The following is a 13,252-nucleotide window of genomic DNA, read 5'->3' as shown; positions in this document are numbered from 1 at the left end:
ACAAATGAATAGTAACAAATTATTTAAACCATATTTTAAATATATTTTTATTTATATGTTAATTATAGGATTACAAGTAATATTAAATCTAGTAATGCCTGAATTAGTTGCTCAAATACTAAAAGATGGCATTTTATCTGGAAATAAAAGCAGTGTCTATAATAATGGAATATATATGTTTATTATATCTATAATTATTTTTACTTGTTCTTTAGTAGGGATAAGATTTATGACGAAAATTACATTTAATTATGCAAAAGATGTGAGATATGAATTGTATAAAAAATTTCAAAAATTTTCTTCAGTAGATATCCAAAAATACGGTACATCATCGTATATTACACGTGTAACGAATGATATAGATCAAATATCAAATGTTATGACGATGGCTCTATATATTCTTGCATCTGCACCAATAACATTAATAGGTGCTACATTTATGGCTATAAGAATAAATGCAAATATTTCTTTTATATTTCTATCACTTATTCCTATTATAGCTATTATGACAGCTATAATTATATTTTTTGCTAATCCATATTTTAAATTACAAAGAGAGTATACTGATAAAATTAATAAATTAGTTCGCGAATTTATAACAGGTATTAGAGTAATAAGAGCATTCAATAAAGAAAAAACAGAGACACAAAAATTTGACGAAGCTAATACACAATTTGCTAATAGTCTATTTCAAGCAAATAAGTATATAGCATTTTTCCCTACATTTATTCCAGTAATATCTAATCTTTCAAATTTAGCAGTTTTGTTTTTAGGGGCGTACTTAATTAATAAAGGTAGCCTAGACATCGAATATCTAATATCATTACAACAATACGGTATGCAAGTAATAATTGCACTTATTATGATGTCATTTATTATGTCAATGATTCCTCAAGCTTTAATGGCAAAACGTAGAATTGATGAAATGTTTAGCCAAGAAATAGTTAATAAAGATGTAGAATCTTCAAAAATTTTAACCAATATAAATAGTGTTGAATTTAATAAAGTTACTTATACTTTAGATGATGCAGAATATCCTTTGATTAGAAAAGTATCTTTTACTGTAAATAAAGGGGAAACATTAGCTATTACAGGTGCAACTGGTAGTGGTAAAACAACTATAGTTAATAACTTAGTAAGATTAAATAGAGAGACTGATGGGAAAATTTTAATAAATGGTGAAAATGTAGATAATTTTGATATATCAAGTTACAAATCGAGAATAAGCTACGTACCTCAAATAAAAAAATTGTTTAAAGGTACTGTAAGAAGTAATATGCTGATAGGTAAAATTGATGCTACTGATGAAGAAATTATTAACGCATTAAAGCAAGCAGGAGCTTATGAATTTGTAGAGAAATTAGATGGATTTTTGGATGCGAAAGTAGAAAAAAATGGAGAAAATTTTTCTGGTGGACAAAAACAAAGATTGTGTATGGCTCGCTCTTTAGTAAAAGAAGCAGATGTTTATATATTTGATGATAGCTTTTCAGCATTAGATTATAAAACGGAAAGTCAGATAAGAGATAATTTAAATAAATACAAAAAAAATAGTATTAAGATAATAATATCTCAGCGCCAATCATCTTTAATAGGGGCAGATAAAGTGTTGCTTATGCAAGAAGGAGTTTTAATAGATCAAGGAACTCACAAAGATCTCTTAGAACGAAATGATATATATAAAGAAATATTCGCACAGGTAGAGGAGGTAGAAATGTAATGAATAATAAATCATCATTTAGATTATTAAAATATTTATCTAAATATAAATTTTCAATAACAATAGCTATTGTGGCTACCTTAATTTCAGTTATCTGTAGTGCCTTTATGCCTAAATATTATGGTCAAGCAACCACTATAATAATAAATAATTTTATAGCAAATGGCAAGATTGAATTAAGTGCTCTTTACCCAATAATTAAAATTTTAATAATACTTTATATTATATCTATGATTTTTACTTATGTAATGCAGTATTTAGCAGCTAAATTAACGCGCGATGTAGTTTATAGTTTGCGTAAAGATTTGCGTGAAAAATTTGAAAAATTACCAATATCTTATTATGACCAAAATGAAACTGGTCAAATAATGAGTAAAATTACGAACGATATTACGGTAATAGGTAATAATTTGGGACAAATTATTAATCAATTTTTGCAATCATTGTTCACTATAATCTCAATTGTAGTAGTTATGTTCACAGTTAGTGTAGATTTATCTTTTGTTATATTAGCAAGTATTCCTATAACTATATTTGTATCAGTAAAAAGAGCGAGAAAAGCGCAGCCATTGTATAGAGCAAAACAAAATGCATTAGGAGATGTTAACTCTTATGTAGAAGAGTATTTTACAGGATATGAAGTAGTTAATACATTTGATAGAAAGAAAGAAACTTTAGAGGACTTTAAGAAACTAAACGATAATCTGTGTAAAGAGGCAATAAAAGCCGAAAAAATATCAGCAAGTATTTTTCCAACATCTCTATTTATTAACAATGTAACTTATGTAATAATTACAGTAATAGGATTTATTCAAGTATTAAATGGACGTTTGGAAGTGGGATATGTACAATCAATGATTCAATATACAAAACAATTAGGGCAGCCTATAGGTAACTTAGCAAATATTTCATCGCTTTTACAGTCTACAATAGCTGCAAGTGACAGAGTTTTTGAAGTTTTAGATAACGAAGAAGAGGACAATAGTGAAACTTTAGAACTTAAAGAAGTTCAAGGTAAGTTAGAAATTGAAAATCTATTTTTTGGATATGATTCAACTAAAACTATTTTAAAAAATATTTCTTTCAATATTAATCCTGGAGAAACTGTGGCAATAGTTGGACCAACAGGAAGTGGAAAAACAACATTTATAAACTTACTAATGAGATTTTATGATGCAACAAGTGGTCAAATAAAACTTGACGGAACAAATATTACTGAGTATAAGAAAGAAACAGTTAGAAGACGTATGGGAATGGTTCTTCAAGAAACGTGGTTGTTTAATGGAACAATTATGGATAATTTGAAATATGGTAATGATAATGCTAGTGAAGAAGATGTGTATAAAGCGGCTGTAAGAGCTGGAGCGGATACATTTATTAGGCAAACAGTCCAAGGTTATAATACGATTTTGAATGAAGAGATGGATAATATCTCTGCTGGACAAAAACAATTATTGACAATTGCTAGAGCTTTAGTAGGCAATCCGGATATTTATATTTTAGATGAAGCAACATCAAATATTGATAATAAAACCGAAAAAACTATCCAAAAAGCAATGGATCAAATAATGTCAGAGAAAACTAGTATAGTTATTGCGCATAGGTTATCAACAATCGAAAATGCTGATAAAATTATAGTAATTAAAGATGGTGAATTGTTAGAAGAAGGTAATCATAAAGAATTATTAGCTCAAAAAGGATTTTATTATGATTTATATACTGCTCAGTACAATTCTTAATCGTTTAATTAATGAAGAAGAGAAGAAAGAATTATATTCTATCTTCTTTTTATTTTAAATAATCTTGTAAATTTATAAATATATATTAAAAAATAGAAAAAAAATATAATTTATAGTATAATTAACAATGATTTGAAAAAATAGAACGGAGAAATAAAAATGTTATCGAAGTCTTTTGAACAATTTAAGTTTGAAAAATTTGTAAATGATGCAGTAGTAGATTTAGGTTTTAAAAATCCTACGAAAATACAAGAACGAGTTTTTTCACCGGTGTTAAAGTATAAAAGTGTTGTAGCAAAATCACAAACAGGTAGTGGAAAAAGTCATTCTTTTTTATTCCCTATATTTAGTAAATTAAACATAGAAAATAAAAAAACACAAAGTATTATTATGGCGCCGACAAGAGAATTATCAAGACAATTGTTTGATATGGCAGTACATATTGCCAAATTCTCTAAAAAAGAAATTAAAATATCACTATTTATAGGTGGTCAAGATCTTAATAGAGATATCGAAAGAGTATCTAATGCGCCTCATATTATTATAGGAACACCAACAAGAATATTAGAGTTAGACAAAGCAAGCGTCCTGTCAATTAAAGAAGTAGAAACTATAGTAGTAGATGAATGCGATATGATGATAGATTTAGGATTTATGCCAGATATAGATAAAATAGCAACTAGAGCTTCCAAAAATTGTCAATTTTTGGTATTTTCTGCAACAATTCCTGAACAAATGACACAATTCTTAAAAAAATATGTAAAGAATGCACAGTATATTGAAGTTGATAATGCTAATACTGGAAAAATCAACTATATTTTATTGTCTATAAAAAGTTCAAATAGATTAGAGAAGTTATATGAAATAACTAATGTAATCAACCCTTATTTAGCTATTATTTTTGCTAACAAAAAAACAGAAGTAGAAGAAATAAGTAGCTATTTAATATCACGTGGATTAAATGTAGGAGTATTACATGGAGATTTAAGCCCACGTGAAAGAAAACAAATGCAGAAGAGAATAAATAATCTTGATTTTACATACGTTGTTGCTAGTGATTTAATGAGTAGAGGAATTGATATTGAGGGAGTAAGTCATATAATAAATTATAATATCCCGAGTGATTTAGACTTCTTCATACATAGAGCAGGGAGAACAGGAAGAGCAGGACTTAAAGGAGAATGTATAACTATCTATACTAGTAAAGATGAGAGTAAGCTACAAGAATTAGAAAATCGTGGTATTGTCTTTGAACATAAAGATATAAAAGATGGAGAATTTGTTGTAATAAAAGATAGAAATCAACGTCAAAATCGACAAAAAATAGTAGCAGATCATAATTTAACTAACAAATTAAAATCTAAAGTAAAATCTAGTAAAAAAGTAAAACCTGGCTATAAGAAAAAGCATAAATACAAAATGGATAAATTAAAGCAAAAAGAAAGAAGAAAATTTGCAAAGCGTCAAAATAGAATGAATAGAGGTAAATAATGAAAAATTTAAAAATAGGTTCTCATGTTTCGATGTCTGGTAAAGAAATGATGATAGGATCAGTAAAAGAAGCAGTAAGCTATGGAAGTGATACTTTTATGATATATACAGGAGCACCACAAAACACAAGAAGAAAACCGATAGAAGAATTAAGAATAGAAGAAGCAAAAAAAATAATGAAAGACAATAATATTTCTGATATAGTTGTCCATGCTCCTTATATCATTAATTTAGGGAATACTATTAAGCCCGAAACTTATGAACTTGCAGTTAATTTTTTAACTTTAGAGATAGAAAGAACAGAGAGAGTAGGAGCTAAAAATATGGTGCTTCATCCTGGATCACATGTTCAAGCAGGAGTAGATAAGGGACTTGCTAGTATTATTAAGGGATTAAATACTGTAATAAGACCTGATATGACGACAAATATTTCCCTTGAAGTAATGGCTGGTAAAGGAAGCGAATGTGGCAAAACTTTTGAAGAGATAGCTACAATTATAGATGGTGTTGTTCATAATGACAAACTAACGGTTACTTTTGATACTTGCCACTTTTTTGAAGCGGGTTATGATATTGTGAATAATTTAGACGGAGTTCTTACTGATTTCGATAAGTTAATAGGTTTGGATAGAATACAAGTTTTACATGTTAATGATAGTAAAAATTTTTTAGGTGCACATAAAGACCGTCACGAAAATATAGGATATGGTGGAATAGGTTTTGAAGCTATAAATAGAATTGTACATTTAGATCAATTTGCGAATATTCCTAAAATTTTAGAAACACCTTGGTATGGCGAAAATAAAGAATTTGCTCCTTATAAATATGAAATTGAGATGCTACGTAATCAAAAATTTGTAGATTTTAAAAAAATATAGTAAAAAGGATGATGGTATATGAATGATGTAGAGAAAAAAGTGACTAAGTTAATGGCTATTTTAAAAGAAAATGGTTATAAATATACTGATAAAAGAAAAGCGATGATACAATTATTAGTAGAAGAAGATAGATATATAAATGCAAAATACGTTTCAGAAGTTTTGTGGGATGAGTATCCTGGTTTGAGCTTTGATACTATTTATAGAAATCTAAGCACTTATGTAGACTTAGGCATTTTGGAGTTAACAGAAATGAATGGCGAACGATTTTTTAAAGTAGCTTGCATAGATGTAAACCATCATCACCATCATCATATTTGCTTGAAATGTGGTAAAGCCAAAATTATAAACATTGATTTGTGTAAGCAATTAAATATTGAAGATTTAAAAGATTATAGAATAGATAGTCATAAATTTGAAGTTTATGGCCTATGTCCAAATTGTTTGAAAGAAGAGAAAGCAAATGTATAATGGTATTTTGCCTGTTTATAAAGATAGAGGTATGACCAGTCATGATGTAGTTTTTAAACTTAGAAAAATTTTGAATATGAAAAAGGTTGGGCATGCAGGGACATTAGATCCTGATGTTGATGGAGTGTTACTAGTTCTACTAGGAGATAGCACAAAAGTTAGTAATTATGCTATGGATCTAGGAAAAGTATACAGAGCGGAAGTTTGTTTAGGGATAAAAACTACAACTGAAGATTTAAGTGGTGATATTCTAGAAGAAATAAATATAGAAGACATATCATTAATTGAAGTACAAAAAGCTTGTGATAATTTAATAGGAAAAATAGTTCAAACACCTCCTATATATTCTGCAATAAAAGTTAATGGCAAAAAACTTTATGAATATGCTAGAGCAGGTAATTTTGACGTAGAAATTCCTACTAGAGAAGTTGACATATATAATATAGAAATTGTAGATAATAGCTTATACAAAAAAAATGGAAAAATATATTTCACGATTGATATTAAATGTGGTAAAGGAACATATATAAGAACATTGGCTACGCAAATAGGGGAGTTATTAGGTGTTCCTAGTTGTATGAGTAAATTAACTCGCACATTAAGTGGAAAAATAACGATTAACGATACAGTAACCTTAGAAGAAATAGAAAAACTAGGTTCAGAAATTACGACAAAAATATTAGCGAAAGAATACGCCTTAGAAAAATTTGTTAGTTACGAAGTTCCCAAATTTAGAGCGAAGCAAATAATGAATGGATTAAGATTTAGAAAAGACCAATTTCCTAATTTGAATTTTAGTGAAGGAGTAGTTTTTACTTATAATAAAGAAGCAATAGCAGTTTATATATTGAAAAATCCCGAAGATGAGCTATTAACAGTAAAAACAACCTTTCCGAAAGAAATAGAATAAAGTATAGAAGGTAAACTTATGGATTTTTTTAAAATTTCTAATTTAGAAGATATAAATAAAGATAAAAAAAGAAGAGTAGTAGCTTTAGGTTTTTTTGATGGTATTCATCTAGCACACAAAGAAATAATAATGAATACTATAAAAAATGCTAGAGAGAATAATAAAGTTGCTACCCTTATTACATTTGATAAGAGTCCTAAAGAATATTTTACTAAAACAAAATTAAACTTAATAACACCCGAGCATATAAAATTACAAATTTTGTCAGAACTGGGCTTAGATGAGTTATACATAATAGAATTTAATGATTTTTTTAGAAATTTAACAAAAGAACAGTTTGTAGATGAAGTTTTGTTAAAATTAAATATTGACGAAGTTTATTGTGGTTATGATTATTCTTTTGGCTACAAAGGTAAGGGTAGTCCTAAATTTATTCAAGAATATAGTAATAATAAAATAAATGTACATATCTTAGATAAGAAATTGTTAAATGGTGAAAAAATATCTACAACAAAAATTAGAGAATTGATAATAAGTGGTGATTTACAATCTTACTATGATTTTGTAGGAAGACCTTATAAATTATCTGGAGAAGTAATAAAGGGTAGACAGCTAGGAAGAACTATTAATTTTCCTACTGCAAATATATCTTTAGTAGATAACTGTGTTGTTCCAGAAAAATTAGGAGTTTATATTACTAGAGTGAGAGTTTTAGGAAAATATTATAAAGGAATTACTAATATAGGTAAAAATCCTACAGTATCTGATGAAAATAAAATTTTTATAGAAACTCATATATTAGATTTTGATAAAGATATATATGGAGAATTTATTGAATTAGAATTTTATAAATTTATAAGATCTGAACAAAAATTTAACAATTTAGAAGAATTAAAATTACAATTAGAAAAAGATAGAATAGTTGCAAATAAAGAAAATTTAAAAAATATATTTTAGCATATTGCAAAAAACAATAAAATAGTGTAGAATTATAAAAGTTCCTTATTCCTGGTGTAGAAATACTCCAAATTTTACACTAAGATTAAGGGGAAAAATTTTTTATGGAGGTGCCATATGGCAGCAATTAGTAAAGAAAGAAAAAATGAAATTATCGCTAAGTACCGTACTCATGAATCAGATACAGGTTCACCAGAAGTACAAATAGCAGTGTTAACAGCAGAAATTGAAGCTTTAACACAACATTTAGAAGTACATAAGAAAGATCACGCAGGGCGTCGTGGATTATTAAAAAAAGTATTCCGTCGTCGTCACTTATTAGATTATTTAATAAGAAAAGATATCCAAAGATATCGTGATTTAATTAAGTCATTAGGATTGAGAAGATAATTTTTAACCGCAGAAGATTCTGATATAATCTTCTGCTATTTTTTGAAAAAAACTATTGACAACCTTTATAAAAAAAGGTATACTATTATAGTGCTTAAGACAAGTACTTATTAATTTTATGTCTCGATAGCTCAGCAGGATAGAGCAACGGCCTTCTAAGCCGTCGGTCGGGGGTTCGAATCCCTTTCGGGACGTCATAAAACCAAGAGAGCTACTTCTCTTGGTTTCTTTTTTAGTTAGGGGGAATAGATATTAAATGAATACTGTTAATAAAATAGGAATTGGGGTTTCAGTACTATCACTTGCTGTAATAGCCGGCTCACTTTATTATAATAATGAACAGTTATTGAAAGCTAGTAATAATATAGTTGTTAGAAATAATACAGCTAAAGAAACAGATGTTGAAAGTAAAAAAAATATTGATATTAAAACAGAAATAATAAATAATAAACTTGTAGTAACAATTAAAAATGTTTCCAACAGAGAATTGATAGATGTTGTATTAGAGTCAGGGGTTAAAGATAGTAAATTAGCAGAAGTTTATCTTGAAAAATTTGCATCTAATGCAGAAAAAATAATAGAGATACCACTTGATAGAAAATTAACTAGTCAAAGTATTAGAAATAATAATACAGTAGTTAATGAATATAGATTAGTAGAAGAAGCAGAATTTACTTATAATAGTAATAAAGGGTATGTATTAGTAACTAGTTTGAAGGAACAAAAAATTGATTATTACAGAGATAAGATAAATAGTAGTAATTTAACTCAAAGTGAAAAAGATCAATTACTTGCTAGTATAGCTCAAAATAATAACGTAAATAATGTAGAAAAATTATTAGAAGGAAAAATAATACCTTTATTGAATTTATCTCCAGATGTAACAGTGTTCTCTTCAGATGAAGATAGATTAGTTATTTCAGAAAAAAACTTGGATGAAGGACAAGCTCAATCAATAAATAACGGAGGTGTAGATAATCAAAATACTCCATCTCAGTCAGTACAATCTTCTACGCCACAATATGTTGCACCTAATAATGGAACTGTTAATCAATCAACTAGACAACAAAGAGTTCCTAATAGTCAAGGGAATGCAGGAACAAATTCTAATAATACTACTCCTTAAAGTAAGAAAACACTTTAATGAATTTAATTCATTAAAGTGTTTTTATTCTTATTTGTTTAATTTAGATTCGTGGAATTTTTTCATTATTCCTTCTTTTGATAATAAGCTTCTTACAGTATCAGATGGTTGAGCACCATTTCCTAACCATTTTAAAGCTAATTCTTCATCAATTTTAACTTCTGCTGGATCTTTAACTGCGTTATAAGTTCCAATAGTTTCGATTGAACGTCCGTCACGTGGTGATCTTGAATCAGCAACAACGATACGGTAGAAAGGTGATTTCTTAGCACCTAATCTTTTTAAACGGATTTTTACTGCCATTTTTGTTCTCCTTTAATATTTCAACTTTTATTGTGTATCTATTTTGTGTGTTTATGAGTATTTAATGAAAAGTTGAATAAATAAGCTAAGTTTTAAGCTAGTAATTATTCTAACACTATAAATAATGAAAGTCAATAGATTTTTAGAAAAAGTGTCAACTTTTTTTGTTGACAGTGATGACTATTGATAAAACTTATAATTTCATTTAAGTAAATAAATATAATTGACAAAAAATATATATTATTTTTAAATAATACTTGATTTTTTTTTCATAATTAATTATAATATTTAGGTATGTGATTTAATCACTTAAAATAACTCTGTTCATATATATAAATGTTCAGGGCAGAAGGAGAGAATAAAAATGAAACAAGGAATACACCCAGATTACCGTAAAGTTGTATTTATGGATACTACTAGTGGTTTTAAGTTTTTAAGTGGTTCTACAAAACCAGTTAAAGAAACAATTGTATGGGAAGATGGAAATGAGTATCCATTATTAAAAGTGGAAATTAGTTCAGATACACACCCATTTTACACAGGACGTCAAAGATTTGCACAAGCAGATGGACGTGTTGAACGTTTCAACAAAAAATACGGAATCAAGTAAAATTTTAAAAACAGACACTTTTGAGTTGTCTGTTTTTATTCTATTATTATAAATAGAAATGTATTTATTTTATAAATTTTGGCAGGAGAATGTATGTTTGAAGATAGAAAAAGAGGATGGATAGAATGCATATGTGGGAGTATGTTTTCTGGTAAATCAGAGGAACTTTTAAGAAGAATTAAAAGGGGAGTTATAGCAAAACAAAATGTTCTACTGTTTAAACCAGCTATTGATAATAGATATGAGGCAGGAAAAGTTTCGACACATAATGGGAATAGCTATGATTCCATATGTATAGAAAATTCAAAAGATATTTATAAATATGTAGTCAAAGAAAATTATGATATCATAGGTATAGATGAGATTCAATTTTTTGATAAAAATATTATTGATGTAATTAATAATTTAGCTAACAAAGGTATTAGAGTTATAGTAGCAGGATTGGATATGGATTTTAGGGGAGAGCCTTTTTATCCAATGCCAGAAATTATGGCAATAAGTGAAATAGTAACTAAGTTGCATGCAGTATGTAGCAAATGTGGAAGAGAAGCTAGTAGAAGTCAAAGATTGTTAGATGGACAACCCGCAAAATATGATGACGAGATTGTCGTTATAGGTGCTAGTGAATCTTATGAAGCAAGATGTCGACATTGTTATGAAATAGATAGATAAATTAGGAGGTATTATGGAAATATTAGGACAACTAGAAATAGTTGAAGAGAGATACGAACGTCTAAATGAACTACTTAGTGATCCGGACGTAGTTAGTGATACAAAAAAACTAATGGAATACTCTAAAGAACAAAGATCAATAGAAAAAACAGTTGCAGTATTTAGAGAATATAAAAATATAATTAGTCAAATCAAAGATACAAAAGAACTTCTTGAAATCGAAGAAGATAAAGAAATGAAAGAAATGATGCAAGAAGAACTAAAAGAGCTGGAGTCTTCTGTAGATCCTATGGAAGATGAGTTGAAAATATTATTATTACCAAAAGATCCTAATGATAGTAAAAATGTTGTTGTAGAGGTTCGAGGAGCAGCAGGAGGAGATGAGGCAGCTCTTTTTGCTGGTGATTTATTAAGAATGTATACTCGCTATGCTGAATCACAAGGCTGGAAGGTAGATTTATTAGAACGTTCAGAAACTGGAATAGGAGGAATAAAAGAAGCAATATTTATTATCTCAGGTGATGAAGTTTATTCTAAGATGAAATTTGAAAGTGGGGCGCATAGAGTTCAAAGAGTACCTACGACAGAGTCAAGTGGACGTATCCACACGTCTACTGCAACGGTAGTAGTATTACCAGAAGCAGAAGAAGTAGAAATAGAAATTAATGAAAATGATATAAGAGTTGATACATTCGCATCAAGTGGTGCAGGAGGACAATCTGTAAATACTACAATGTCAGCAGTAAGATTAACTCATATTCCGACAGGTGTCGTAGTATCTATGCAAGATGAACGTTCACAAATAAAAAATAAAGAAAAAGCTATGAAGGTTTTGCGTGCTAGGGTTTATGATAAATTCCAGCAAGAAGAACAAGCTAAGTTTGATGCAGAAAGAAAATCAAAAGTAGGTACAGGAGATCGATCAGAGCGTATAAGAACATACAACTATCCACAAAATCGTGTAACTGATCACCGAATAGGACTAACTATTCAAAAATTAGATCAAATAGTAGAAGGTAAACTTGATGAGATAATGGAAGCATTACGTATAGCAGAACAGACAGAAAAAATGGCAGAATTAAATAAAGGTGACGAGCTATAATGAAAAGAGAACAGGCTTTAATAAAAGCTTGTTCTCTTTTGAGAGAACAAGAAAAAGAAGAAAGTATAGCTAGATTTTTACTTATGTATTTATTAGATGAATCTAGTTCTACTTTTAGTAATAATTATAAAGAAGAATTATCAAATGAACTTTCAGACAAGTTTTTTCAATTAATCAATGAACATATACAAAATAATAAACCACTCAGTCATCTAGTAGGATTTGATTATTTTTATAATCGTAAATTTAAAGTAACTTCTGATGTTCTATCTCCTAGAATGGAGACTGAAGAACTTGTTTATAAGGTAATAGATTATATTAATAGTGAAAATTTGAATAATATAAATATTTTAGATTTATGTACAGGTAGTGGAATTATTGCAATCACATTAGAAAAAGAATTGAATAACAAAAATATTATGATAACAGCTAGTGATATTAGTGTTACTGCATTAAATATTGCCAAAAGCAATGCTGATTACAACGAAGCATCTATAAAATTTGTACAATCAAATATTTTTGATAATATATACGATAAATTTGATATAATTGTTTCTAATCCTCCGTATATTTCGTATGATTATAAAGATAAGATGACTAAAGATGTTTTGGATTATGATCCACATCTTGCATTATTTGCAGATGAAGATGGAATGTACTTTTATAGAAAAATATTAGAAAATGCTACTAAATATTTAAAAAAGAATGGAATAATTTTTTTTGAAATTGGTTATGATCAAAAAGATAAATTACAAAAATTAGCAATGTTAAATAATTATGAAATTAATGTTTATAAAGATATTAATGGACGCGATAGAATTGCCAAATTAAAAATAAAGTAATAATTACTTTACAAAAAAATTCT

At 28.0% G+C, this 13,252-nt stretch carries 14 protein-coding genes and 1 tRNA gene; 14 read left to right on the top strand and 1 reads right to left on the bottom strand.

Annotation, left to right across the window (positions count from 1 at the left end):
• Positions 1-4 precede the first annotated feature (4 nt).
• The 10 genes from AC1XWJ_RS02020 to AC1XWJ_RS01975 all read left to right on the top strand — a co-directional run bounded on the left by AC1XWJ_RS02020 (position 5) and on the right by AC1XWJ_RS01975 (position 9,682).
• Positions 5-1,720, top strand: coding sequence for an ABC transporter ATP-binding protein (locus AC1XWJ_RS02020; protein ID WP_483334196.1), 1,716 nt, complete (start codon positions 5-7; stop codon positions 1,718-1,720).
• Complete coding sequence (locus AC1XWJ_RS02015) at positions 1,720-3,459, top strand: ABC transporter ATP-binding protein (protein WP_483334194.1); 1,740 nt, start codon at positions 1,720-1,722, stop codon at positions 3,457-3,459. Before AC1XWJ_RS02020 ends, AC1XWJ_RS02015 begins: the two co-directional genes overlap by 1 nt.
• Before the next feature lie 159 nt (positions 3,460-3,618).
• Positions 3,619-4,950: a DEAD/DEAH box helicase gene (locus AC1XWJ_RS02010; protein WP_483334193.1), complete on the top strand. Its 1,332-nt coding sequence runs from the start codon at positions 3,619-3,621 to the stop codon at positions 4,948-4,950.
• Entirely contained in the window at positions 4,950-5,828 is an 879-nt protein-coding gene (locus tag AC1XWJ_RS02005; RefSeq protein ID WP_483334191.1) for a deoxyribonuclease IV, read from the top strand. Before AC1XWJ_RS02010 ends, AC1XWJ_RS02005 begins: the two co-directional genes overlap by 1 nt.
• Before the next feature lie 18 nt (positions 5,829-5,846).
• Positions 5,847-6,299, top strand: coding sequence for a Fur family transcriptional regulator (locus AC1XWJ_RS02000; RefSeq protein ID WP_483334190.1), 453 nt, complete (start codon positions 5,847-5,849; stop codon positions 6,297-6,299).
• The gene (truB, locus tag AC1XWJ_RS01995; protein ID WP_483334189.1) at positions 6,292-7,209 is read left to right on the top strand and encodes a tRNA pseudouridine(55) synthase TruB; all 918 of its coding nucleotides are present in this window, start codon (positions 6,292-6,294) and stop codon (positions 7,207-7,209) included. Before AC1XWJ_RS02000 ends, truB begins: the two co-directional genes overlap by 8 nt.
• 18 nt (positions 7,210-7,227) lie before the next feature.
• A complete protein-coding gene (locus AC1XWJ_RS01990; protein ID WP_483334188.1) occupies positions 7,228-8,166 on the top strand; it encodes a bifunctional riboflavin kinase/FAD synthetase in 939 nt (312 codons plus the stop codon).
• Between the two features lie 117 nt (positions 8,167-8,283).
• Positions 8,284-8,556, top strand: coding sequence for a 30S ribosomal protein S15 (gene rpsO / locus AC1XWJ_RS01985; RefSeq protein ID WP_483334187.1), 273 nt, complete (start codon positions 8,284-8,286; stop codon positions 8,554-8,556).
• Positions 8,557-8,676: 120 nt separating this feature from the next.
• A tRNA-Arg gene (locus AC1XWJ_RS01980) sits at positions 8,677-8,750 on the top strand.
• Positions 8,751-8,812: 62 nt separating this feature from the next.
• Entirely contained in the window at positions 8,813-9,682 is an 870-nt protein-coding gene (locus AC1XWJ_RS01975; protein WP_483334185.1) for a hypothetical protein, read from the top strand.
• Between the two features lie 48 nt (positions 9,683-9,730).
• Here the strand turns inward: AC1XWJ_RS01975 and rpsP are convergent, their stop codons facing one another.
• Positions 9,731-10,003, bottom strand: coding sequence for a 30S ribosomal protein S16 (gene rpsP, locus AC1XWJ_RS01970; protein WP_021752330.1), 273 nt, complete (start codon positions 10,001-10,003; stop codon positions 9,731-9,733).
• Positions 10,004-10,367: 364 nt separating this feature from the next.
• Between rpsP and AC1XWJ_RS01965 the strand changes: the two genes are divergently transcribed.
• The 4 genes from AC1XWJ_RS01965 to prmC all read left to right on the top strand — a co-directional run bounded on the left by AC1XWJ_RS01965 (position 10,368) and on the right by prmC (position 13,229).
• Entirely contained in the window at positions 10,368-10,613 is a 246-nt protein-coding gene (locus tag AC1XWJ_RS01965; protein ID WP_483334184.1) for a type B 50S ribosomal protein L31, read from the top strand.
• Positions 10,614-10,706: 93 nt separating this feature from the next.
• Positions 10,707-11,285, top strand: a complete 579-nt coding sequence (locus AC1XWJ_RS01960; protein WP_483334183.1) for a thymidine kinase — start codon at positions 10,707-10,709, stop codon at positions 11,283-11,285.
• A gap of 13 nt (positions 11,286-11,298) precedes the next feature.
• On the top strand, positions 11,299-12,387 hold the full coding sequence (gene prfA / locus AC1XWJ_RS01955) for a peptide chain release factor 1 (RefSeq protein ID WP_483334182.1): 1,089 nt from the start codon (positions 11,299-11,301) through the stop codon (positions 12,385-12,387).
• A complete protein-coding gene (gene prmC / locus AC1XWJ_RS01950; protein ID WP_483334181.1) occupies positions 12,387-13,229 on the top strand; it encodes a peptide chain release factor N(5)-glutamine methyltransferase in 843 nt (280 codons plus the stop codon). Before prfA ends, prmC begins: the two co-directional genes overlap by 1 nt.
• Positions 13,230-13,252 lie beyond the last annotated feature (23 nt).

The sequence above is a fragment of the Gemelliphila sp. 1F1 genome, from assembly GCF_056897515.1.
This window is presented reverse-complemented; position numbering and strand designations above follow the sequence as displayed.